The organism is Bradyrhizobium sp. SZCCHNS1050, assembly GCF_032484785.1.
GTDB lineage: Bacteria > Pseudomonadota > Alphaproteobacteria > Rhizobiales > Xanthobacteraceae > Bradyrhizobium.
Genome location: NZ_JAUETR010000001.1, coordinates 5379026 through 5403368 on the forward strand (window position 1 = coordinate 5379026; position 24343 = coordinate 5403368).

At 66.1% G+C, this 24343-nt stretch carries 19 protein-coding genes; 12 read left to right on the top strand and 7 right to left on the bottom strand.

What is annotated here, in order from left to right:
* Positions 1-66 precede the first annotated feature (66 nt).
* Positions 67-1458: an aminobacteriohopanetriol synthase HpnO gene (gene hpnO / locus QX094_RS24280; protein ID WP_315714885.1), complete on the top strand. Its 1392-nt coding sequence runs from the start codon at positions 67-69 to the stop codon at positions 1456-1458.
* Positions 1459-1568: 110 nt separating this feature from the next.
* Here hpnO and QX094_RS24285 read toward each other — a convergent pair whose 3' ends face one another.
* The 4 genes from QX094_RS24285 to QX094_RS24300 form a co-directional block, all read right to left on the bottom strand.
* Entirely contained in the window at positions 1569-2360 is a 792-nt protein-coding gene (locus QX094_RS24285; protein ID WP_316185211.1) for an anti-sigma factor, read from the bottom strand.
* A 3-nt stretch (positions 2361-2363) separates the two neighbouring features.
* The gene (locus QX094_RS24290) at positions 2364-2912 is read right to left on the bottom strand and encodes a sigma-70 family RNA polymerase sigma factor (RefSeq protein WP_315749251.1); all 549 of its coding nucleotides are present in this window, start codon (positions 2910-2912) and stop codon (positions 2364-2366) included.
* Between the two features lie 97 nt (positions 2913-3009).
* Positions 3010-3327: a cupredoxin family copper-binding protein gene (locus QX094_RS24295; RefSeq protein ID WP_315714883.1), complete on the bottom strand. Its 318-nt coding sequence runs from the start codon at positions 3325-3327 to the stop codon at positions 3010-3012.
* A gap of 14 nt (positions 3328-3341) precedes the next feature.
* Positions 3342-4286 carry a metallophosphoesterase family protein gene (locus tag QX094_RS24300; RefSeq protein WP_316185213.1) on the bottom strand — a complete coding sequence of 315 codons (945 nt, stop codon included), beginning with the start codon at positions 4284-4286 and terminating at the stop codon, positions 3342-3344.
* Between the two features lie 222 nt (positions 4287-4508).
* Here QX094_RS24300 and QX094_RS24305 point away from each other — a divergent pair, with 222 nt between their 5' ends.
* Positions 4509-5681 carry an acyltransferase gene (locus QX094_RS24305; protein ID WP_316188179.1) on the top strand — a complete coding sequence of 391 codons (1173 nt, stop codon included), beginning with the start codon at positions 4509-4511 and terminating at the stop codon, positions 5679-5681.
* A 156-nt stretch (positions 5682-5837) separates the two neighbouring features.
* Here QX094_RS24305 and QX094_RS24310 read toward each other — a convergent pair whose 3' ends face one another.
* Positions 5838-7457 carry a GMC family oxidoreductase gene (locus tag QX094_RS24310; protein ID WP_316185216.1) on the bottom strand — a complete coding sequence of 540 codons (1620 nt, stop codon included), beginning with the start codon at positions 7455-7457 and terminating at the stop codon, positions 5838-5840.
* A 173-nt stretch (positions 7458-7630) separates the two neighbouring features.
* Between QX094_RS24310 and QX094_RS24315 the strand changes: the two genes are divergently transcribed.
* The 7 genes from QX094_RS24315 (at position 7631) to QX094_RS24345 (ending at position 15988) form a co-directional block, all read left to right on the top strand.
* Positions 7631-8800 (top strand): M20 aminoacylase family protein, encoded by a 1170-nt coding sequence (locus QX094_RS24315; protein WP_316170549.1) that lies wholly within the window; start codon positions 7631-7633, stop codon positions 8798-8800.
* 477 nt (positions 8801-9277) lie between these two features.
* The gene (locus QX094_RS24320; protein ID WP_315714878.1) at positions 9278-9625 is read left to right on the top strand and encodes a hypothetical protein; all 348 of its coding nucleotides are present in this window, start codon (positions 9278-9280) and stop codon (positions 9623-9625) included.
* A gap of 239 nt (positions 9626-9864) precedes the next feature.
* Complete coding sequence (locus tag QX094_RS24325) at positions 9865-10896, top strand: aKG-HExxH-type peptide beta-hydroxylase (RefSeq protein WP_315714877.1); 1032 nt, start codon at positions 9865-9867, stop codon at positions 10894-10896.
* A complete protein-coding gene (locus QX094_RS24330; RefSeq protein WP_315714876.1) occupies positions 10893-12098 on the top strand; it encodes a radical SAM protein in 1206 nt (401 codons plus the stop codon). Before QX094_RS24325 ends, QX094_RS24330 begins: the two co-directional genes overlap by 4 nt.
* A gap of 93 nt (positions 12099-12191) precedes the next feature.
* Entirely contained in the window at positions 12192-13307 is a 1116-nt protein-coding gene (locus QX094_RS24335) for an aKG-HExxH-type peptide beta-hydroxylase (RefSeq protein WP_316185219.1), read from the top strand.
* Between the two features lie 39 nt (positions 13308-13346).
* Positions 13347-14636: a YcaO-like family protein gene (locus QX094_RS24340; RefSeq protein WP_315714874.1), complete on the top strand. Its 1290-nt coding sequence runs from the start codon at positions 13347-13349 to the stop codon at positions 14634-14636.
* Positions 14633-15988, top strand: a complete 1356-nt coding sequence (locus QX094_RS24345; protein ID WP_315749262.1) for a TfuA-like protein — start codon at positions 14633-14635, stop codon at positions 15986-15988. The genes QX094_RS24340 and QX094_RS24345 overlap by 4 nt, the downstream gene beginning before the upstream one ends.
* Before the next feature lie 48 nt (positions 15989-16036).
* Here the strand turns inward: QX094_RS24345 and QX094_RS24350 are convergent, their stop codons facing one another.
* Positions 16037-17518 (bottom strand): UdgX family uracil-DNA binding protein, encoded by a 1482-nt coding sequence (locus QX094_RS24350; protein ID WP_316185221.1) that lies wholly within the window; start codon positions 17516-17518, stop codon positions 16037-16039.
* Between the two features lie 114 nt (positions 17519-17632).
* Positions 17633-18871, bottom strand: coding sequence for a putative DNA modification/repair radical SAM protein (locus QX094_RS24355; RefSeq protein ID WP_316185222.1), 1239 nt, complete (start codon positions 18869-18871; stop codon positions 17633-17635).
* A gap of 183 nt (positions 18872-19054) precedes the next feature.
* Between QX094_RS24355 and QX094_RS24360 the strand changes: the two genes are divergently transcribed.
* From QX094_RS24360 to QX094_RS24370, 3 genes are all read left to right on the top strand, one after another.
* Complete coding sequence (locus QX094_RS24360) at positions 19055-19849, top strand: DNA repair protein (protein WP_315749266.1); 795 nt, start codon at positions 19055-19057, stop codon at positions 19847-19849.
* Positions 19743-21332, top strand: coding sequence for a DNA polymerase Y family protein (locus tag QX094_RS24365; RefSeq protein ID WP_315749269.1), 1590 nt, complete (start codon positions 19743-19745; stop codon positions 21330-21332). The genes QX094_RS24360 and QX094_RS24365 overlap by 107 nt, the downstream gene beginning before the upstream one ends.
* A gap of 325 nt (positions 21333-21657) precedes the next feature.
* A partial coding sequence (locus QX094_RS24370; protein WP_316188180.1) for an error-prone DNA polymerase occupies positions 21658-24343 on the top strand: 2686 nt, incomplete at its 3' end.

The following is a 24343-nucleotide window of genomic DNA, read 5'->3' on the forward strand; positions in this document are numbered from 1 at the left end:
GAGGGCAAAACGCCGCATTGCGCGTTTTCAGTTGACGTCACGTCCATCAACCGAAGTATGTAGCCGATGCTAAAACCCAATCTAGACGTTTCCGAGATGTTTGTGGAGCGCCAAGCGCAGCGCAGCACGATGCACTCTCGGCATCTGAACGAGCAGCTTGTCCGCGTTCTAAAGACGATTGGATATGATGTTGGGTTCCAGAAGGGACAAGGGCAATATCTCTACGATCGTGATGGCGCCCGTTATCTTGATCTGCTCAGCGGTTTTGGCGTCTTTGCAATCGGCCGCAATCATCCGACGCTGCGTGCCGCGCTGAAAAGCGTCCTCGACACCGATCTGCCGAATCTCGTTCAGCTCGACGTCTCGACCTTGGCGGGCGTTCTTGCCGAGCGGCTGCTGGAATATGTCCCGTATCTGGACAAGGTGTTCTTCGCCAATTCCGGCGCCGAGACGGTGGAAGCCGCGATCAAATTCGCGCGTGGCGCGACCGGCCGGCCCGGCATCGTCTATTGCGGGCACTCCTATCACGGTCTCACCTACGGCGCGCTGTCGCTGACCGATGATTCGAACTTCCGCAACGGCTTCGAGCCGCTGCTGCCGGGCTGCACGGCGATCCCCTTCAACGATCTCGCCGCGCTCGAGCAGGCGCTGTCGTCGCGCGAGATCGCAGCGTTCATCGTCGAGCCGATCCAGGGCAAGGGCGTCAACATGCCCTCCGACGAGTTCCTGCCCGGCGCCGCGGCGCTCTGCAAGAAATACGGCACCATCTTCATCGCCGACGAGATCCAGACCGGCATGGGCCGCACCGGGCGGTTCCTTGCGGTGGAACATTGGAACGTCGAACCCGACATGGTGCTGCTGTCGAAGGCGCTGTCCGGGGGCCATGTTCCGGTCGGCGCGCTGCTGACGCGCAAGCAGATCTTCGACAAGATCTTCAACCGCATGGACCGCGCCGTGGTGCACGGCTCGACCTTCGCCAAGAACGACCTCGCGATGGCCGCCGGCATTGCCACGCTCGAGGTGATGAAGGCCGAGAAGCTGGTGGAGGCCGCAGCCAAGCGCGGCGCCGAGCTGCGGCTGGCGCTGACGCGGATGGTGCCGGGCTACGAGCTGCTCAAGGAAGTGCGCGGCAAGGGACTGATGATCGGCGTCGAGTTCGGTCCGCCGAAATCGCTGCGCCTCAAGGCGTCGTGGACCATGCTGGAGAGCGCCAACAAGGGCCTGTTCTGCCAGCTCATCACGGTGCCGCTGTTCAAGGATCACAAGATCCTGACCCAGGTCGCCGGCCACGGCTTGCATACGATCAAGCTGCTGCCGCCGCTGACCATCACCGAAGAGGACTGCGCCTGGATCGAGCGCGCCTTCGACGACGTCATCGCGCAGAGCCACAAGGTCCCCGGCGCGATCTGGTCGCTCGGCAAAACCCTGGTCGACAACGCGATCCGCAAGTCCGCGTGATGTTCGCATCGGGTGGGCAAAGGCGCGTGGCGCCGTGCCCACCGTTTCAGTTCGTCTCCGGACAGACCGTGGGCACGCTTCGCTCGCAATGACTGAAGCGCAAGAGCGCGTCACCCCTCCTTGTTCGCACCCATCGCGCGCTCGAACCGCTCGCCGAACTCGTTGAGTTCGTCGGCGCCGATATCGCTGACCGCCCAATAGCTCAGGCCGCGGTCGCGCCAAGAGCGGATGTTGAAGCCCTGGATCGTGTCCATCCGTGCGGCGCGGCGCTCGGTGGACGAGGTCTGCGCCACGAACAGGTTGATGATGTGCTGGCGGCGGCGATAGACCACCGCGCCGATCGCGCGTGCGTCGACGTAATCGAGCCGCCCGCCGATGAGGGTGAAGCCCTGCGCGGTCAGATCGATCACCGGCGGCGCGACGTCGAGCTTGCCGTTGAACCAGGGCTTGACGGTGTGCTGGTCGGTCGAGATGACGTCGGTGAGGTGGCCGGCCTGTAGCGAGCGCAGATGCGCCGAGACGATCTCGGCCTCGATCCGCTGCTGGTCGTCATTGCGCAGCACGATGGCGACGAGGCCGGTGGCGGCCAGCGCCGACACCGCCGAGCCCAGGGCGAAGCCTCGCAGCAGCGTGCGGCGGCTCGGCGGCACGGCAGCGAGCGGGATGATGGAGGCCGCATCGGCCGGCGGCAGGGCGGCTTCGATGCGCTGGCGCAAGGCAGGGGACGCCCTGTAGCCGAGGTCGGTGCCGGCGAGCATCTGCTTCATCTGCCTGACCGCGGCAAGCTCCGCGGCGCAGCGCGGGCAGGTCGCAACATGGGCTTCGACCTCACGAGCGTGGCCGGCATCGAGCTCGCCATCGGCCAGCGCGTGGATCAGGATCTCGGCTTCATCGCAGGTCATGGCTTAAGGCTCCTCCTGCGCGAGCCAGGCGGCGCGCAGCATCGCGCGGGCGCGGGCAAGACGCGACATCACGGTGCCGACCGGCACGCCGGCGGCCTCCGCGATCTCGCGATAGGACAGATTGTTGACCTCGCGCATGACGAACGTCTCGCGAAACGGCTCGGCCAGCGTGTCGATCAGCCGGCGGATCGCCGAGGCATCACGTTCCCGCAACACGGCGCCTTCCGGCGTCTCGGCGCTCTCCTGCCACAGCGGGGGCTGCTCGGCCGCTTCCGGCGCGTCATCGAGCGCCTTGACCGGCGCGCCGGCCCGGCGCGCGAATTCGGCGTGGCAGACATTGCGCAGGATCGCGAACAGCCACGGTTTCATCGCCGGGCCGCGATAGGTGTCGAAATGCTTCAGCGCGCGCAGGTAGCATTCCTGCACCGCGTCCTCGGCGTCGGCGGCGTTGCGCAGCAGATAGCGCGCCAGCGTGTAGGCATCGTCGAGATAGGGCAGCGCCGCCTCGCGGAAGCGTCGCGCCTTCTCGGGATCGTCACTGGCTGTCGTCACCGGCGAGGTCTCCGGCCCGGTTCGCGGTCGCACGGCGCGGCCGGCGGTACGCCGCCGACCGGCCCATCCGACGATGCTCATGCCCTGGTTCGCGATGCTACTCAACCTTGACCAGCCCCGTCATGTGCGGATGCAGCGAACAGAAATATTTGTAGTCGCCGGCGGCTGCGAACGTGAAGGAGAAGCTGTCGTCGGTGTCGAGCGTTTTCGATCGGTATTTCCCGGCCGACACCACCGTGTGCGGAATGTCGTCGTGGTTGGTCCAGGTGACGGTGTCGCCGACCTTCACCGTCACTTCGGTCGGGGTGAAGGTGAAATTGTCGATCGTGACCTTGATGGTCTCGGCGCGCAGCGGCGTGGCGCAAACAAGCAGTACGGCGGCCAAGCCGGCACCGCGAAGAACAGGCTGGATCATCGCGTTTTCGTCCCTCAGCCCGCAAGCGGCGTGTCGATGATCGCGAGCCGCTCGTCACCGACCTTGAAGTCGATACTGGCGATGCCGAGCAGGCTGCGCAGCCTGGCGTCCTCGACCTTCATCGGGCCGGGCGAGGGCGCCGTGCCCGGCGCCGGCTGCGGAAAGGCGGTCGAGCGCGCGGTATGGAAGGTGACGTTGCCTTCGACCTTCTGCATCACCTGATGGATATGGCCGTTCAGCACCGTCACCGAGCCGAAGCCCTTCAGGCTGTCGAGCGCGCGCCCGCCATCCTCGGTCCCCCAGCCCCATTGCGGATACACCGTCCACAGCGGGATGTGCGCGAACACAACGATCGGCGTCGATTTCGAGCGGCCCTTGAGATCCTGCTCGAGCCAGGCAAGCTGCTCGGCGCCGAGATTGCCGAGCCCGCCGGCCTTGAGATCGACCACGTTGACGAGCCCGACGAAGTGCACGCCATTGGCATCGAACGAATACCAGCCGGAACCGCGCGTGCCCTTGCCGTAGCGCTCCTTGTAGAGCTTGACGTCCTCGTCGAGGAAGTCGTGCTCGCCCGGCACGTAGTGCACGTCGAGCCTGGACTGCGAGATGATGCGGTCGGCATCGTCGAACTCGGCTGCCTTCGACAGATGCGAGATGTCGCCGGTATGGATCATGAAGGCGGGCTTCACCGGCATCGCCTTGATGCGGTTGACGGCCTCCTCGAGCGTGCCGGTCGCGTTGGGATTGGCTGGCTTGTCGAAGCCGACATGGCTGTCGCTGATCTGCAGGAAGGTCAGGCCGGGCGCGGGCTGCTCGGCCGCCCGCGCCGCGTCGACCAGGCCGAGCGAACGTGGCACGCCGCCCGACAGCGTCCAGAGCACGCCCGTGCCCGCCCATGTCATGCACTCCAGCACCTTGCGGCGGCTGACGCCGTTCTCGTCATGATCACCAAGGCTCATCGTCATCTCCCGTTGCCCGTCATCGGGCTTGCGGGTGAGAAGAGCGGTCGCGGCCCGGTTTTATTCCCGGCTTCTCGCGATCGAAACGCGATGACGTGTTCGTGATCATGCCGGCCATGGCTGGCGGCTCACCTGGTCACGCAGGATGTGGCGCAGGGCCGCGCGAATGACATGAGCGGCGCGCGCCGCCGAGGGGCGGCTGATGGACTGGATGCGACGTCGATGCATGAGCGCGTGACCCCGACCCTGCAACGAACCGAGACGTCGCGCGATCGGATCGTGCTGCTCGACCGCGCCAGGACCTTCATCACGCTCTCGGTCGTGCTCTATCACTCCGCCATCAACTACACCGATTTCGGCCAGGGCGGCGACCGCATGCACTGGCTCGGCTTCGATCTCGTCGCGCTGTTCAACGACAGCTACTTCATGTCGTGCATGTTCTTCATCTCCGGCCTGTTCGTGCCGGCAAGCCTGGCGGGCAGGGGCGCGTCGGACTATGTCGGGCGCCGTGCGCTGCGGCTCGGCGTGCCCTATATCGTGTCGATCTTCGTGATCATGCCGATCGCCTACTACCGCTACTACGTGGCGGAGGATCAGTTCAGCGCGGTGTGGTGGCGGATGATCAGCGAGGGGCCGTGGCCGTCCGGCTCGGCCTGGTTTCTCGGCGTGCTGCTGGGGTTTGATATGCTGGCTGCGCTCGTCTGGGTCCTGGCACCGCAGGCGGTCGGCGCACTCGGGCGTTGGGCGGGAATGGTGCTGCACTATCCGCTCACTGGCTTCCTGATCTTCCTCGTGATCGCCAACCTGGTCTATCTGCCGCCGCATCTCGGCTTCGGTGACGGATTCTGGTTCATGCCCGGACATTTTCCGCTGCCGCTGCAGGCGAGCCGGGTGCTGCTCTATCCGGCCTTCTTCGTCGGCGGCGTCGCGATCGGCGCAGCCGGGCTGCGGACGGGGCCGTTCGCAGCCGACGGCGCGCTGGTGCGGCGCTGGTCGATCTGGTTCGGTCTTTCCTACGGCTGCTATGGCGCGATCCTTTTGCTGGCCTACGCGCATCACAACTGGATCGCCGATTTCGATTCCCCGCCACTGTGGTGGCGCGCGGCCTATGGCATGGCGGTGGCGAGCTTCTGCGCCGCGATGGCGTTCGGCGTGCCGACCTTCTTCCTGCGCTGGGCGAAGGCACCGCTGGCGCTGATGGATCGCCTGCAGCCGTCGGCCTACGGCATCTACCTGCTGCACTTCCTGCCGCTGCTGTGGCTGCAATATCTGGTCTACGACCCGGCGTGGCCGGCGGGAGTGAAGTTCGCGATCGTGCTGATCGGCACGCTGTCGGTGAGCTGGCTCGCAGCAGCACTGTTGCGCCGGGTTCCGCTGGTGGCGCGGATCATTTGAAGCTGAACCTCTCTGACGTCAAAGGCCACCGTTCATTGATGGTGTCATTGCGAGCGAAGCCGACGAAGCAATCCAGAGTCGGGACGGGGCTCTGGATCGCTTCGCTTCGCTGCTTCGCTCCCAATGACGGCAGCGGTGGTTGTTGGACGTGAGCGCCTAGCGCCCATCCTCCAAGATCATCGACGCCGCCTTCTCCGCGATCATCGCCGTCGGCGTGTTGGTGTTGCCTGACGTGATCGTCGGCATGATCGAGGCATCGGCGACGCGCAGGCGGTCGATGCCGCGAAAGCGCAGCCGCTCGTCGACCACGGCCATCGGATCATCAGCGGAGCCCATCTTCGCCGTGCCGACCGGATGAAAGATCGTCGTGCCGATGTCACCGGCGGCCTTGGCCAGCGCCGCGTCGTCGTCGCCGACGGACGGGCCCGGCAGGTATTCCTCCGGCCTGTAGGCGGCGAGCGCATTCTGCTTCATCAGCCGGCGGGTGACGCGGATGGCGTCGGCCGCCACCTGGCGGTCGTCCTCGGTTGCCAGGTAGTTCGGCGCGATCGACGGCGCGTCGTCGATCCCCGCCGAGCGGATGCGAACGGTGCCGCGCGAGGTGGGGCGCAGGTTGCAGGCGCTGACCGTGATCGCGGGAAAGCGATGCAGGGGATCGCCGAACTTGTCGAGCGACAACGGCTGCACGTGGAACTGGATGTTGGCGCGGTCGCGCGTCGCATCCGAGCGCGTGAAGATGCCGAGCTGCGACGGCGCCATGGTCAGCGGCCCGCGGCGCCGGAACGCGTAGTCGAGACCCATCAGGCCGCGGCGCACCAACGAGTAGTAGGTCTCGTTCAGCGTCTTCACGCCCGTGACCTTGTAGATCGCGCGCTGCTGCAGATGGTCCTGCAGGTTGCGTCCCACGCCCGGTCTGTCGAGGACGACATCGATGCCGAGCTCGCCGAGCCAGTCGGCCGGGCCGATGCCCGAGCGCTGCAGCACCTGCACCGAGCCGATCGAGCCGGCGCTGAGGATGACCTCGCCCCTGCTGCGCGCCTCGATGGTCTCGCCGTTCTGCCGGTAGCGCACGCCGACAGCGCGGCCGTTCTCGACGATCAGGCGATCCACCAGCACCTGCGTTTCCAGCCGCAGGTTCGGCCGGCTCAGCGCCGGCTTGAGAAAGCCCCGCGCGGAGGACCAGCGCCGGCCGCGCTTCTGGTTGACGTGGAAATAGCTGATGCCTTCGTTGTCGCCGGTATTGAAGTCGGGGATGCGGCGGAGGCCCATCTGCTCGGCGGCATCGCCGACCGCGTCGAGCACCGCCCAGGACAGCCGGGGCGCCTCGATGCGCCAGCCGCCGCCGGTGCCGTGATGCTCGCTCTCGCCGAGAAAATGATCCTCCAGCCGTTTGAACACCGGGAGCACGTCGGCATAGCTCCAACCGGCGAGACCGAGCTGGCGCCAATGGTCGTAGTCAGCGGCCTGGCCGCGCATCGAGATCATGGCGTTGATCGCCGAGCAGCCGCCGATCACCTTGCCGCGGGGGTAGGCCAGCGAGCGGCCGTTCAGCCCCGGCTCGGCCTCGGTGCGAAACATCCAGTCCGAGCGCGGATTGCCGATCGCGAAGAGGTAGCCGACCGGAATATGGAACCAGATCCAATTGTCATTGCCGCCGGCCTCGAGAATCAGGACGCGGCGCTTCGGATCGGCCGACAACCGGTTGGCGAGGATGCAGCCGGCGGTGCCGGCGCCCACCACGATATAGTCGTAATCCCCCTCGAGCTGTCTCGGCATCGGCATTCCCTTCCCATCGTTGCCAGCTTTTAGTCAGCTCAGACGGGACCGGACAAGCGCCACGTTCATGGCTGGTTGACCGAGCCATGAGACGGGCGCAGCCCTTATCTTGGGCGGTGCGGCTTTTGCATGCTAAACAGGCGCAAAGTCCCACCGGAGTTACGAGATTCCCCATGCCCATCGTCAACCGCGTCGCCGATCTGCAGCCCGATATCCAGGCCTGGAGGCGGGATATCCATTCGCATCCGGAGCTGCTCTACGACGTGCACCGGACGGCGGCCTTCGTCACCGAGCGGCTGCGCGAGTTCGGCTGCGATGAGGTCGTGACGGGCCTCGGCAAGACCGGCGTGGTCGGCGTCATCAAGGGCCGCAAGCCCGGCCACGGCGAGGTGAAGGTGCTCGGACTGCGCGCCGACATGGACGCGCTGCCGATCGAGGAGGCGACCGGGCTGCCCTATGCCTCGAAGACCCCGGGCATGATGCATGCCTGCGGCCACGACGGTCACACCGCGATGCTGCTCGGCGCCGCGCGCTATCTCGCCGAGACCCGCAACTTCGCCGGCGAGGTCGCGGTGATCTTCCAGCCCGCCGAGGAGGGCGGTGGCGGTGCGGACGCGATGATCAAGGACGGGCTGATCGACCGTTTCAAGATCGACCAGGTTTACGGAATGCACAACGGGCCCGGCCTGCCGGTCGGCGCGTTTGCCATTCGCCAGGGCCCGCTGATGGCATCGACCGATGCGGTCGACATCGCGATCGAGGGCCATGGCGGTCATGCCGCCAAGCCGCACAATTGCATCGACTCCCTGCTGGTCGGCGCCCAGCTTGTCACCGCGCTGCAGCAGATCGTGTCGCGCAGCGTCGACCCGCTGGAGGCCGCGGTGTTGTCGATCTGCGAGTTCCACGCCGGCAATGCCCGTAATGTGATTCCGCAGAGCGCGGTGCTGCGCGGCACCGTGCGGACGCTGACGCCGAAGGTACGTGAGCTGATGGAGAAGCGCGTGCGCGAGGTCGTGACCGGCGTCGCCCAGATGACCGGCGCCAAGATCGACCTGAACTATGCACGCGGCTATCCTGTCGTCATCAATCACGCCGAGCAGACCGAGATCGCGATCCGCGCCGCCAGGGAGGTCGCGGGCGACGCCAATGTGCACGAGATGCCGCCGATGATGGGCGGCGAGGACTTCGCCTACATGCTCGAGGCGCGCCCCGGCGCCTTCATCTTCGTCGGCAATGGCGACAGCGCCGGCCTGCATCACCCCGCCTACAACTTCAATGACGAGGCGATCGTCTACGGCACCTCGTTCTTCATCAAGGTGGTGGAGAATACGCTGGCGGCGTGAGGCTCGCGGCCGCGTGCAGCGGCACCGCCGCGATCAGGCACGAAAGTGGACTGGCAGGGCCCGTGCGATGAGCGCGGGCCTTTTGCTTTCCATATGCACGTCGAGCTTCATGAGCTACGCGAGAATGTGCGCTGCCGCGGAATGAGGTGCGACAATATGCCTGGCGGGTGACATCCGAGAGCGCAAGACGTCATCACGCGTGGTCACTGCCGGCCTGAGACGACCGCAGTGCGTCGCTCATTCGAGCAATCAACAGGTGTATCTGACAAACTACTCTATTGTTAAAGAACTAGCTTCATGTTAGTTTTTTTCTGGCTTCGACGACTGGCGAATTGGGACAGCCTGAGCGAAGTGCTTAGCACAGCTACATTGCTTCAGGTTCTGTGAGTTCAGGGCGCGAGATCACAGAGCTTGTACCGGGACGTTGCTATTTCCTTTCTGAACGATGGCGGTTCTCAACCGACTGGGAGTATAGGAATGGCTGATCGCGATCCGGCGGAAATGCGCAAGAAGGTCGATCTGGCGCTGAAATCCGTAGTCGACTCAGAGATCGCACGCGCGTCTCTGAAGATCGACATCATGGCAGAAGGCGTTCCATTCTCGCGTGGAGCGATCTTCAGCAAGACCAATCCATTCTCGCGCGGCATCGTCTTCAGCCGCCTTGCGGCGATGGAGCGTCCGGACGAGATGGAACGTGAAATCGCCAACGATCCCGCGGTGTTGGGGGCTCTTGCGGAGCGTCTCACGCAGGTACGGGCGGTGAAGGACCTCAAGGGTCAATTTAGCGTGCCGCAGGCGGGGGGCGCGCCGAAATCGGTCAGGTGAATGGATCGATCGTTCGGCTAAGACGGAGCGAAGCGGGCCTGCGATGTCGGATCTTTCCGACGTGACGTGTCGTGGGCCCGCCCGCGACTCGCTGGTGCGGATGACGGGCAATGGTCGCCGTCATCAGCGTGACCTTTCCTGATAGCTGCTCTTGATTCCGGCATCGGTTGCGGTCCTGTCTGACGGCGGGACAGCTTGCGGCCGGCTTCGTTGGCGTATTTCCGGAGGCATGCTCGATCATGAGTGACGCGTGGACCTGGCGACCGTCGAAATCTGCCTGGCATGAAAAATTCAACGACAGGATCCTGAGATGGCAGCCGGAGGATCGCCTCGGCCTCGACTGCGAGCCGCTCAAGGCGTCGCTCATCGAAGCCAACGCGCGTGAAGCGGACTGGCTTCGTCATCCCTGCATGAACTCCATCACCTATGAGGGGCATGACAAGAGCCCGCAGCGTGATCTGCAGGTGGCGATCTGGACGGCGGCGAATGCGCCGACCGCATCCACCTCGCTGACGACGCCGGAGCCGCTGACCTTGTGGTCGCCGGTCGGAGGCTACCGGATCGAGGCCGGCAGCTATGACCTGAACGAGCTCGCTGGGCTGCTCCCGATGAAGGAATGGCCCTACGACATATCGGTCGACGTGGGGTGCCACTCCCTCGGATTTCCGATTCCCGACACCTGGGCCGAGCACACCGATCTCTCGGCCGACGAGCAGGCCCGGATGACGCGCGAGGTGACGAACGCGCTCGAGATCCTCGTGACCGCCGCGAAGAAGTTTCCCGAGTGCGTGAATTGGGTGTCCGATGTGACGCGGGTCCTGATCCCCCTGCGCAGCAGCGAGCGATCCTATTTCCGCAGCGGGTCGCAAGCCGATGTGCCCGGGATGGTTTACGCCGACCTGTTCGGCGGCCTGATGCAGGTGATGGAGGCCATCGTCCACGAATCCGCGCATCTGCATCTGTTCATGGCGGAGGCGTCGGGACCCCTGGTGGATCCGCAGCACCAGGGGCGCTACGCATCGCCGTTGCGGCCGGAGCCGCGGCCCTTGCGCGGGATCCTGCTGGCCTTTCACGCCATCGCCTATATCTGCGCCTTCTATCGTGAGGCCGAGAAGCAAGGGTTCGGCGGATCAGCCGAGTATCAGGCCGAGCTTGCCAATATGCTGACCAAGCTCAAGGAGGCGCAGGTCGTACTGGACGGTGCCCGGCCGTTCCTGACCGAGGACGGCCGCATCTTCGTCGATCGCACCGCCGAGATTGCGTACCAATGAACGACGGTCCCCATCTTCACTTCGTGTTCAAGGTCGCGTCGCGCTGCAATCTGAACTGCTCCTATTGCTACGTCTACAACAAGGGCGACAGCACGTGGAGAGAGCGGCCCGCGATCATGGATGATGAGGTCGTCGAGATCGCGATCGACCGCATCCGCCGCCATTGCCAGGCAACGGGTCAGAGCTATCTGACGATCACCTTTCATGGCGGCGAGCCGTGCCTGGTCAAGCAGGAGCGGTTCAGCTCATGGTGCCGGAAGATCAAGGAGGGGCTGTCGGGCGTCGCGCGGGTGCAGCTCTGCATGCAGACCAACGGCACGCTGCTCGACGACGGCTGGGCCGAGATCATCAAGAGGTTCGACATCGATCTCGGGATCAGCATCGACGGAACCCCCGAGGTGCATGATGCCTTGCGCGTCGATCATGCCGGGCGTGGCTCCTATCGCGATGTCGAGCAGGGCCTTGCCGTGCTGCGCCGCGCCGGGATTCCGCTGCGCTTCCTGTCGGTGATCCAGCTCGGGGCGAGCGGTGCCGCGGTGCATCGCCATCTGACGAGCCTGGGCCCGGCCTCCATCGACTATCTGCTGCCGGATTTCACCCACGACACCATCGCGGCGGTTCGCGACCGGTATGGACCGACACCCTGTGCCGATTTCCTGATCCCGATCTTCGAGGATTGGTGGCGGGACGGCACGCTGGATCTCCGGATCAAGATCTTCTGGAACATCGCTTGGCTGGTCCAGGGCGGGGAGAGCCGCATCGACATGCTCGGCAACCAGCCGCTGACCTTCCTGTTCGTCAACACCGATGGCGAGATCGAAGGGCTGGATGTGCTGCGGGTCTGCTACGACGGCGCCGCGCGCACCGGCCTGAATGTGCGGACGTCCGACTTCATGGACGTCCGGCACGCCGGCGAATTCCATCGTGCGGCGGTGTTCGAGGGCATGCCGCTGCCCGACGGCTGTCGCGCGTGCCGCGAGCGCGACACGTGTGCCGGCGGCTATCTTCCGCATCGCTATGCATCGCGGACGGGCTTCAACAATCCGACGGTGTGGTGCGCCGATCTCCTGAAACTGTTCGATCACGTCCGCGAGCGGCTGGGAACGTCGGTGGAGGAAACCAAGCTGCGCCGGGCTCATCTCCTCGACACCGCCCTGCGGCGGGCGGTGGGGCTGCAGCAGGAATCTCCGGCCATCGGCTGAGGTCGGACCTCGATCGCCGACTTATGCGCGCTGTCGCGCGGGCCTGCTGCAAGGCGGCGTGGTCGAGAGTGGAACGTGGAAGGAGTGCGCACGATGACGATCACCCTGATGCCTGACGTTCTGCGCTGGAATGACTACGAGGCGGTGTGTGACGGCGTGCTTGCGACCTATGGCGACCGGCTCGCGCAGAAGCTGGGCGAAGCCCTCGGCGAGATCGGCCGCGACGACCCTGCGGGCGGGGACGAACTGCGCAGCCTGATGGATCGCGTGGCGGACGACGGCTTCATGCGGGTTCTCGATGCCCCCGAGACCTCGTTCCGTCTGCTGTCGGCGCCGGGCCGGTACGCCGAGGACAAGGGACGATTTCTGCGCGATTCATTCGTGGCTGAGGCCTTGCGCCAGGGACTCGAGATCACCGCCGATCGGGAGGTGTGGACCGCGCTCGGCGATCGCGGCTATCGGCGTGACGGCGCCTGCATCTGGCCGCAGATCGAGGGCATGCCCGTGACCGATTACGGCAGCCCGCATGCGGTCAAGGTGGATCTGTCCGGCCAGGACCGGCCGGTCCCGCCGCAGCGCCCGCCGTTCTCCGAGGACGAAATCGACCGGCTGCGTGATCTGCTGCGCCGGTCGCGGGCGGCGCTCGAACGGACCGAAGCGGGGCTTCCCCGCTTCGTCGCGCGCTTCAACATCGCGCTCATCCTGCAGAAGGATCCGGAGAGCCCGGGCAGCTTCTCGTCAGGATCGAACGGCTACTACATCGGCCGCACCTTCCTCGCCAACCCGCATCTTCCCGAGATCGACGAATCCCACATCGCCGATGCGCTCGTCCATGAGGGCATCCACGCGCTGCTCTACATGCAGGAGCAGGAACAGCCCTGGTTCCTCGATTCGACGGCGAAGGGCTCGCTGCCGCGCATCACCTCGCCCTGGAGCGGCAGCCGGCTGCCGTTTCCGTCCTTTCTACAGGCCTGTTTCGTCTGGTACGGCCTGCTGCACTTCTGGAGCCTGGCGATGCAGTCCGGCGCGTTCGAGCAGGGCGTCGCGATGAAGCGCATCCAGCTCTGCCTGCGCGGCTTCTGCAAGCAGCCGTTGCTCGACAGCATCGCGGAGTTTTCGTCGGTGGTCGACGCCGACGTGCAGAAGACGATCGAGGAGATGCAGAACGTCGTGGTCGGCGCCTTTGCCGATGTCCGCCGTGCGGGCTGATGCGACGACGTCAGCGGCGGTTGAGTGTGGAGGCTGCGGATGGCGAATGGAACGGCACTGCATCGGGATCGTCTGGCGCGTCCGGTCCCGAAGAGCTTTCGATGGGGAACTCAGCGGTCGGTGCCGCCGTCGCAGACGGTCGAGCGGGTGCGTCCGTTCCTGGGAGAAATGGGAATCACGCGCATTGCTGACGTCACGGGTCTCGACCGCGTCGGCATTCCCGTCACCATGGTCTGCCGGCCGAACTCGCGCTCGGTCTCGGTGTCGCAGGGCAAGGGGCTGACCCTGGATGCTGCGAAGGCGTCGGGCGTGATGGAATCGATCGAGCTGTTTCACGCCGAGACGATCACATTGCCGCTGAAGCTTGCGACCTATGCCGAGCTGATCAGCGACCATGAGGTGGTCGACGTGGCGGACTTGCCGCTGATCGCCGGCGGGCGTTTCCATCCCGATCTGCAGATGCTGTGGATCGAAGGGCGCGATCTCATGGCCGATGCCGACGTCTGGGTGCCGTTCGAGATGGTGAACCTGTCGACCTCGCGGCCGGAGATGCCGGCCGGCAGCTTCATCTCGTCGTCGAACGGGCTGGCGTCCGGCAACCAGCTGATCGAGGCGGTCCTGCACGGCATCTGCGAGGTCGTGGAGCGCGATGCGACCACGCTCTGGCACCTCCGCAGTCCGGACGAGCAGCAGAGCCGGCGCGTCGCGCTCGAGACGGTTCAGGACGAAGGCAACCGGCGGCTCCTGGAGATGTGCGAGCGCGCGGGCCTCGAGGTCGTGGCGTGGGACATCAGCTCCGATGTCGGGCTCGCCGCCTGCCAGTGCCTGATCTTCGATCGTGACGAGGAGCTGGGGCGGGATCTCTACGCGGCGTTGGGCATGGGCGCGCATCTGTCGCCAGAGATCGCCTTCCTGCGGGCGCTGACGGAAGCCGCGCAGAGCCGGCTGACGCTGATCGCGGGCGCGCGCGACGACGTGTTCCGCGAGGAATATGACGAGAAGGCGTTGGCCGCACAGTTTCTCGGCGAGCAGCGGGCGCTGCTGCGGAACAGCCCGCCGACGCGAAGCCTGCGCGAAACTCCGTCGCTGGCAGCGGAGACGTTCAACGATGATCTCGCCGTGGTTCTCGAACGGCTGCAATCCGCCGGTGTCCGGCAGGTGATCGCGGTCGATCTCACCAAGAGCAGGTTCGAGATCCCCGTGGTGAGGATCATCATTCCGGGGCTCGAAACCTTCGACAAGAATCCTGACTACAGCCCGGGGCGCAGAGCGCGGGCCTTCGCCGGCGATCAGATCTCGCGGCATCAGCCATCGGGGCATCCGCTATGACGTGCATCGTATTCACCGGGCCGACGCTGCATCCGCGCGACGCGGCGCTCGAATTGGAGGCCGAGTATCTCCCGCCGGTGCAGCAGGGCGACGTCTATCGTGCTGCGCTGGCGAAGCCTGCGGCGATCGGAATCATCGACGGCTATTTCGAGCAGGTGCCCTCGGTGTGGCACAAGGAGATCCTGTGGGCGATGGCCAACGGCATCCACGTGTTCGGCAGCGCCAGCATGGGCGCGCTGCGCGCGGCCGAGCTGCACGCGTTCGGCATGGAAGGCGTCGGCAAGGTGTTCGCGGCGTATCGCGACGGCGTGTTCGAGGCCGACGACGAGGTCGCCCTGATTCACGGACCGGCTGAGCTCGGCTTTCCCGCGCTGTCCGAGCCGCTGGTCAACATCCGCTTCACCCTGCAGAAGGCGGTCGACCATGGCGTGATCTCGGAGGCGTCCCGCCTGGTCCTGGAGGCGCTCGGCAAGGCAAGCTTCTATCCCGAGCGCAGCTACCCGGCGCTGCTGCAGGGCGCGCGGTCCGACGGCAGCCTAGCCGCGCAGGAGATCGACGCGCTGGAGGCGTGGCTGCCGGATCACCGCGTCGACCAGAAGCGCGAGGATGCGCTGGAGATGCTGCAGACGATGCGGCGCCGGTTTGCCGGAGACACGGTGCCCAAGGCGGTCGATTACGCCTTCGAGCACACCCAGCTATGGGACGGCCTGATGCAGGACGCGCAGCGTTCGGCGGCCGCAGCGCGCGAGACGGTGATGCCGGACGGAACGCCGCACCTGCTGGACGAGCTGCGCCTGCTGGCCGTGCGCGGCAGCGACCTGTCCGACAAGGCGATCGCGCGATTTCTCGCGGCATCGGAGGCGAAGCGCCGCGGCATCAGGGTCGACGCCCAGGCGCTGAGCGCGGAGATCATCCGGTTTCGGCAGAGCAGGGATTTGATGGACCCGGCCGAGCTCGAGGCATGGATCGCGCGCAACGGCCTGACCCGGTCGGAATTTCTGGAGCTGATGCTGGACGAGGCGCGCATTCGATCGTTCAGGAAGGGGCTCAACGGCTCGGCCCTGAATGCGCTGGCCGACTGGGCGCGGATCGACGGCCATTTCGAGGATCTGCTGGCGCGCGCGCGCGACAAATGCGACGTGCTGAAGCAGACGGAGCTCGACGGCGGTGGCAGTCCGGCGGACTATGGCCTCGGCGAGGACGAGCTGATGGCGAGATACCTGCCCGCGATGCAGGCCGGCGCACCCGACCGGGACGAGACGGACGTGGCGGTGTCGCTCGGCTTTCCCGACCGAGCAGCGCTGATCCAGGCCTTGCTGCGTGAGCACGTCTACACGTCGCGCAAATCCTGAGGCCCCGTTGTCGCGTGGGGGCGGCCCGGTCGAGGCCATGCCGGCCCGTCACGCCGCATGTGCGCGCCTGATCGCGGCCGCGGCAATCTTCAGGTCCTCGACGAAGCGCTCATATTCTCGCGCCTTGGCGTCGGCATCCGGCAGCCGCAGCAGGTAGGACGGGTGCACCGTCACCATCGCCTTGGGGCCGTCGGGCAGGTCGGCGACGTGACCGCGGTTCTTGGTGACCTGCGTGATCTTGCCGAACACCGCTTGCGCGGCGGTCGCGCCCATCGCCACCACCAGTGCCGGGCGCACGGCGGCAAGTTCGCGCTCGTACCATTGCCGGCAGGCCTTGATCTCCGGCGTGTTCGGCTTCTGGTGCAGCCGGATCTTGCCGCGCGGCACGAACTTGAAGTGCTTCACCGCATTGGTGACGTAGACCTTGGACCGGTCGATGCCGGCCTCTTCAAGCGCGCGGTCCAGCATCTGGCCGGCCGGGCCGACGAAGGGATGGCCGGCGAGGTCCTCCTTGTCGCCGGGCTGCTCGCCGACCAGCATCAGCGGCGCATGCGCGGGGCCTTCGCCGAACACGGTCTGCGTGGCGTCCTTCCACAGCGGGCAGGCGCGGCAGGAAGCGGCTTCTTCGCGCAAGGTCTCAAGATCGGTGGCCTCGACATCACGTGAGGTCTCAGCAGCGGGCGCGTGGGCTTTCGGCTTGCGGCTCATCGCGGTCTCCTCGACGCGTTTCTGCGGCTTGTGGGGTTCAGTGCCGGCTTCGGCGATCATCGATGACGTGCGCCTGGAGGCGGCCGCGATCAGCGGCTGGATCAGCTTGGCCTCGGGCAGGTTCTGCCAATATTTCTTCGGCATCTCCTTTTCCATCGCCTTCACTTTCAGCCGTGCCGGATTGAAAATGCTGGCATAGTAACGCAGCCAGACCTCTTCGAGCCGGTCCTCCGACGGCGCTTCAGCCTTGCTCACACCGGGCGTGAAGCTGACGCGGCTGCCGTCCCAATGCGCACAGAGTTCGGGCGTCAGGATCGACCACGGCATGTCGGCGAAGCGGCGGGCGAAAAATGGCGCGGCGCGCTCGACGATGTGGTGCTCGGGCTCGAACCAGGCGACGTAGCGCGCCTCGCGCTCGCGGCCGACCTCGCGGAAGCGGACGAAGGCATGCATCTTGTGGACGTCGCGGCGCACCGCCCGCGCCAGCGCGTTGGCCTGGGCGACATCAGGATCGGTCGCGATCTCCATGAGATCGTGGTTGGTCCGCAGACGCCACAGCAGCCGGTAGAGCAGGGCGAAGCGGTTGGGATCATTGTGCAGAATCGCGCTCTCGGCGAGCTCCATGAAGCTCGCCGGCACTGAGAACGCGCCCTTTGGCACCTCGGGAAGCTGCGTGTCGGCCTGATCGTCGAACAGGTCGGGCGCTGCGCCCTTGACGCGCCAGCTGACGTCGGCCGGCTTGACGTCGTTCATCGCCAGCGCCCGCGCCGCCTGACGCCAGCCGTCGAAATCAGTGTCGCTGTCGAGGGTTACGACGTGCATTTCACCTCTCTCGTCATTGCGAGCGAATCCGCCGCGTCATTCCGGGGTTCGATGCTTCGTATCGCCCCGGAATGACGGCTGTTTCCTGGCTTCGGTCTTCGCCACGACGTTCAATTAGAACCCAAATCCCAGCTGCTGCGGTTTGGGCCGCAGCCGGGCTCTGAGGCTGGCACCGTCGAGCAGGGACGGCTGTGGCCGGTGGTCGGAGAGAACGATGAACGGCAGGACCTTGTTCCGGATCACGTTGAGCCGGGCGAGATCCGCAAAGCGGATCGTGGTGGTGCGGCGGGTGGCGAGGATGCGCTGCACGGTGCGGGTGCCGAAGCCGGGCACGCGCAACAGCTCCTCGCGGCTCGCTTTGTTGATGTCGAGCGGGAAGCGGTCGCGATGGCGCAAGGCCCAGGCGAGCTTGGGGTCGATGTCGAGCGGCAGCATGCCTTCGTTCTCCTCGACGATCTCGTCGGCATCGAAGCCGTAGAACCGCATCAGCCAGTCGGCCTGGTACAGCCGGTGCTCGCGCACCAGAGGCGGTGCCTGCAGCGGCAGCGCGCGGCTGGCATCGGGGATCGGGCTGAAGGCGGAGTAATAGACGCGCTTGAGCTTGTAGGCGCCGTAGAGATTGGCCGAGGTCGACAGGATGACGCGGTCGTTGGCGTCGTCGGCGCCGACGATCATCTGCGTGCTCTGGCCGGCCGGCGCGAAGCGCGGCGGCCTGGCCCGGCGCACCGTCTTCTTCGCCTCCGCCGTCTCGTCGAGCTTGAGCCGGAGACGGCCCATGGTGCGGCGGATGGCGCGCTGGTCCTTTTCCGGCGCGAGCGTCGTCAGGCTCGCCTCCAGCGGCGTCTCGATGTTGATGCTGAGCCGGTCGGCATAGCGGCCGGCCTCGGCGATCAGCGCCTCGTCAGCCTCCGGAATCGTCTTCAGATGGATGTAGCCGCGGAAGCGATGCTCCTCGCGCAATTTGCGCGCGACGCTCACGACCTGCTCCATCGTGTAGTCGGGGCTGCGGATGATGCCCGACGACAGGAACAGTCCCTCGATGTAGTTGCGGCGATAGAAGTCGATGGTCAGCTTCACCACCTCGTCGACCGTGAAGCGCGCGCGGGCCACGTTGGAGGAGGCGCGGTTGACGCAATACAGGCAGTCGAAGTTGCAGGCATTGGTCAGCAGAATCTTGAGCAGCGAGATGCAGCGTCCGTCCGGCGCATAGGAATGGCAGATGCCCATGCCGGGCGAGGTCGAGCCGAGCCCCTTGCCGTCGCGGGAATCCCGCATCTCGGTACCGCTGGAGGCGCAGGACGCGTCGTACTTGGCGGCATCGGCCAGGATCTCCAGTTTGCGCAACAGCTCCATGGCTTTGAATCCCTTTGATTCCATTCGTTGAATCACACCCGGGTCAATCCCGATTGACTCTCTCGAAGGCGTTAGCTTTATATTAGAACGTATCATGAACAAAGAGGGTCGTCGCGGGTTCACTGCCTGATCACTGAAACAACGGCAGCGCCCGCACGATGGATTGAAGAGGAGCGGCGACGGATGACCGGCGCACGCATGGATACGCTCGCGCGTCTGCGCGGCCGCATTGCCCGTCTCGAGGCGGGAGATGGCGCACATGATTTGCGCCGGGTCGCGCTCGGCCATGACGAGGCCGACGCGACCTTGCAGGGCGGGCTCGCGACCGGCGCGCTGCACGAGGTGTTCGCCGAGACCGGCCGCCAGGCGGCAGCCGCGACCGGCTTCCTGTGCGGGCTTGCCGCGCGTGTCGCCGCGCACCGGCCCCTGATCTGGATCCGGCAGGATTTCGCCGAGCGCGAGATGGGCGCGCTGTCGATGAGCGGGCTCGCCGAGCTCGGCCTCGATCCGCGCCGCATCGTCATCGTGTGCGCGCCCGATCTCGACCACGCCTTGCGCACCGCCGCCGACGCGCTCGCCTGCGATGCGCTCGGCAGCGTGATGCTGGAGGTGTGGGGGGAGACGCAAAAGCTCGATCTCGTCGCCAGCCGCAAGCTGACCCTGGCGGCGCAGGAATCCGGCGTCACCGCGCTCATGTTGCGCATTGCGGCTGCGCCCGAGCCATCGACCGCGGAGACGCGCTGGATCGTGCGCACCGCGCCGTCACCGCTCGTTGCCCCGTGGATGGCGTGGGGCGCGCCGCGCCTCGATGTCGAGCTCATTCGCAACCGTCACGGCCAGACCGGACGATGGATCATGGAGTGGACCCCCGATGCATGCCGTTTCAACGAACCGGCGGCGGATCCTCAGCCTGTGGCTGCCGCGCCTGCCCATCGATCGCATCAAAAGACAGCGGGCACTCACAGGCGCTCCGCCTGAGAGCAAGCCGCAGGTCGTCGTCATCAAGGACGCCAATGCGCTCTTGATCCATTCGCTGGACGAAGCGGCGGCGTGCCACGGTGTGTCGCTCGACCAGCCCTTGGCGAATGCCCGCGCGGTCTGTCCCGACCTCGTCGCGCACGAAGCCGATTTGGCGGCTGATGCAAAGATGCTGGAGAGCATCGCCGACTGGTGCGACCGCTTCACGCCGCTGGTGGCGCTCGACCCGCCGCATGGGTTGTCGCTCGACATCACCGGCTGCGTGCATCTGTTCGGCGGCGAAGCCAGGCTGATGCAGTCGGTCTGCGACGCGCTGACCGCGCATGGCCTCATTGTGTCGGCGGCGATCGCCTCCAACGCCGTCTGTGCGCGTACGCTGAACCGCCAGGTGCATGGCCGCATCGTGCCCGACGGCGAGGAGGCGGCCGCGGTGGCGCCGCTGCCGGTGGCCGCCCTCGGCGGCAGCGAGGCCATTACGCTCGGCCTGCGCCGAGCCGGCCTCAAGACCATCGGCGACGTCGCCGCGCGCGGCCGCAACGAGATCACCGCGCGGTTCGGCGCCGCCTTCACCCGCGTGCTGGCGCAGGCGCTGGGCGAGGCCGATGCGCCGATCAGCCCGCGCAAGGTCCCGCCGGACTACATCGTCGACAAGCGTTTTGCCGAGCCGGTCGCGACCGACACGGTGATTGCGGCCAGCCTCTCCCGTCTGGCCGCGATGCTGGTGGCGGCGATGGCGCAGCAGGGCAAGGGCGCGCGGCGGCTGGAGGCCTGCTTCTTCCGCACCGATGGAATGGTGCGCGTGATCACGGTCGACACCGGCCAGCCGGTCACCGAGGCCGCAATCATCGACCGGCTGTTCCGCGAGCGGCTCGAGGCGCTGAACGATCCGCTCGATCCCGGCTTCGGCTTCGACATGATCCGGCTCGCTGCTGGCCGCAGCGAGATCGTGGTGCAGCAGCAGCGCGATCTCGATGCCCATGTCCACGACAATGACGAGCTGTCGGCACTGATCGACCGCATCGCCGCGCGCATCGGCGGCAAGCGCGTGGTCGTGCATCTGCCGGTCGATACCCATGTTCCGGAGCGCGTGGCGCTGCCGCTGCCGGCGCAGCAAAATCTCGCCGCCGCCACTGCTGCCGCCTGGCCGGAGCGCGCCGAGGGCGAGCCGCCGCTGCGACCTCTGCGGCTGTTCGCGCACCCCGAGGCGATCCAAGTCATTGCCGGCGTGCCGGACGGCCCGCCCGCGCGCTTCGTCTGGCGCCGTGCCGCGCATGCCGTGGTCCGCGCCGAGGGCCCGGAGCGCATCGCGATGGAATGGTGGCGGCCGGACGGGCAGGGCCTCACGCGCGATTATTTCCGCGTCGAGGACGAGCACGGCCTGCGCTTCTGGCTCTATCGCGACGGGTTGTATGACCGTGAGTTCGAGCAGCCTGAGGGCCCGCCGGTGCAGCCCGCCTGGTACATGCATGGCCTGTTCGCATGAGGGTCGGGATCGCACATCTCTCGCGGCGATCTCGCTGCTCACCCTCCCCTGGAGGGGGAGGGTCGGCTCGCATGCGCGCATGCGAGCCGGGGTGGGGTGACGGAGCATCCGCACCTGCGGTGCTCGTCGAAGCCAACTCACGCACGGCTGAGAAGAGCGGGCCCAATGACGACCGGTTGCTGGGCTCACCCCACCCCGCCGCGCGCTGTGCGCGCGTCGACCCTCCCCCTCCAGGGGAGGGTGGGCAGCTGCGCAAGCCGCTTGGTGAGGGGCTGTCTTTCGTATCGCATGGGCAACGCGCCGCCCCAGCCTTCGCAGCCGCGCCATGACTCCCATCCCCTATGCCGAGATCGGCGTCACCACCAATTTCTCCTTCCTGCATGGTGGTTCGCATCCGCAGGACTATGTGCACCAGGCCGCCGAATATGGCCTCACCGCCATCGGCATCGCCGACCACAACACGCTGGCCGGCGTCGTGCGCGCCTATAGCGAGCTGAATAACGACCGGCTCAGCTACAAGCCGAAGCTGCTCTACGGCGCGCGGCTGGTGTTCACCTGCGGCACGCCGGACATCCTGGTCTATCCGCGCGACCGCGCGGCCTACGGCCGGCTGTGCCAGCTGCTCACCCGCGGCAAGCGCGGCAGTGACGCGGACAAGGTCGCCAAGGGTGATTGCCGCCTGAGCTTCGAGGACCTGTTTGAGTTCATCGAGGGACAGTTGCTGGTGCTGATGCCGCCGCATCGCTTCGACGAAGCCGCGCTCACCACCATTCTCACGCGGCTGAAAGACAGCCCCGCCGAAGGCGTGTGGCTGGCCGGCAGCCTGCTGTATCGCGGCGACGATCGGCGCCGGCTGGCGCGGCTGTCGCGCCTCGCAGCTTCCAGCAAGGTGCCGCTGATCGCCACCAATGACGTGCTCTATCATCATCCTCGACAGCGGATGCTGCAGGATGTGCTGACCTGCATCCGCGAGAAAGCCTCGATCGAGGCCATCGGCCGAAGGCTCCAGGCCAATGCCGAGCGCCATCTCAAGCCGGGACACGAGATGGCGCGGCTGTTCCGTGACCACCCCGACGCTGTGACCGAGACGCTCCGTTTCACCGACCGCATCGTGTTCTCGCTCGACCAGCTCAAATATCAATATCCCGACGAGCCGGTGCCGCCGGGCAAGACCGCGCAGGGGCATCTGCAGGATTTGACCTGGGCCGGCGCCAAGACCTATTTCGGCGACCATCTCGATGACAAACTGCGCGCTGTCCTCGACAAGGAGCTGGCGCTGATCGCCGAGCTCAACTACGCGCATTACTTCCTCACCGTCCACGACATCGTGCGCTACGCCCGCAGCCAAGGCATCCTGTGCCAGGGCCGTGGCTCGGCGGCGAACTCGGCCGTGTGCTACGTGCTCGGCATCACCTCGGTCGATCCGACCAAGATCGATCTGCTGTTCGAGCGCTTCATCTCCAAGGAGCGGCTGGAGCCGCCCGATATCGACGTCGATTTCGAGCATTCGCGACGCGAGGAGGTGATGCAATATGTCTATCGCCGCTACGGCCGGCACCGCGCGGCGATCATCGCCACTGTCATCCATTATCGTCCGCGCAGCGCCATTCGCGACGTCGGCAAGGCGCTGGGCCTGACCGAGGACGTCACCTCGGTGCTCGCCGACACCGTGTGGGGCAGCTGGGGCGACGGCCTCTCCGACATGCAGGTGCGCCAGGCCGGGCTCGATCCCGCCAATCCGATGATCCGCCGCGCCGTGGAGCTGGCATCGGAGCTGATCACCTTCCCGCGTCATCTGTCGCAGCATGTCGGCGGCTACGTGCTGACGCAGGATAGACTTGATAGTTACGTCCCGATCGGCAATGCCGCGATGGACGACCGCACCTTCATCGAATGGGACAAGGACGACGTCGATGCGTTGTCGATGATGAAGGTCGACGTGCTCGCGCTGGGCATGCTGACCTGCATCCGCAAATGCTTCGACCTGATCGCCGATCACAAGGGCAAGCGATACGTGCTCTCCGATATCCGCTCGGAGGACGATAACGAGGTCTACCGGATGCTGCAGCGAGGCGAGTCGCTCGGCGTGTTCCAGGTCGAGAGCCGCGCGCAGATGAACATGCTGCCGCGGCTGAAGCCACGCACCTTCTATGATCTCGTCATCGAGGTCGCGATCGTCCGGCCCGGGCCGATCCAGGGCGACATGGTGCATCCCTATCTGCGCCGCCGCAACAAGCTGGAGAAGGTGAGCTATCCGTCGCCGTCGCCGGATCACGGCCCGGCGGACGAACTCTACAAGGTGCTGCACAAGACGCTCGGCGTGCCCTTGTTCCAGGAGCAGGCGATGCGGATCGCGATCGAAGCCGCCAAATTCTCGCCCGAGGAGGCCAACGGTCTGCGCCGCGCGATGGCGACCTTCCGCAACGTCGGCACCATCGGCTCTTATGAAGAGAAGATGGTCAGCAGCATGATCGCGCGCGGCTACGATCCCGCCTTCGCCAAGAGCTGCTTCGACCAGATCAAGGGCTTTGGTTCCTACGGCTTTCCGGAAAGCCATGCCGCGAGCTTCGCCCAGCTCGTCTATGTCTCGTCCTGGCTGAAATGCTTCCACCCCGACGCGTTCTGCTGCGCGCTCTTGAACTCGCAGCCGATGGGTTTCTATGCGCCGGCCCAGATCGTCGGCGACGCCCGCAAGAACGGTGTCGAGATCCGCAACATCGACGTGTCCTACAGCTTCGCCGACAACACGCTGGAGGAAATGGGTGGCAAATACTGCGCCGTTCGCCTCGGCTTCCGCCAGATCGACGGCTTCCGCTGGATCGACCGCGACGAGGAGCGGATCAGGAAATTGTCGGAGGCGCTGCGGAGGAAGGCGCAGCCTGCTCCAACATCTTCAAAAGGTGCTGGGGAGGCTCTCTCCCCATCGTCATTCCGGGGCGCGCGCAGCGCGAGCCCGGAATCCATACTCCCGATCGTGGTTATGGATTCCGGGCTCGCCCTCCGGGCGCCCC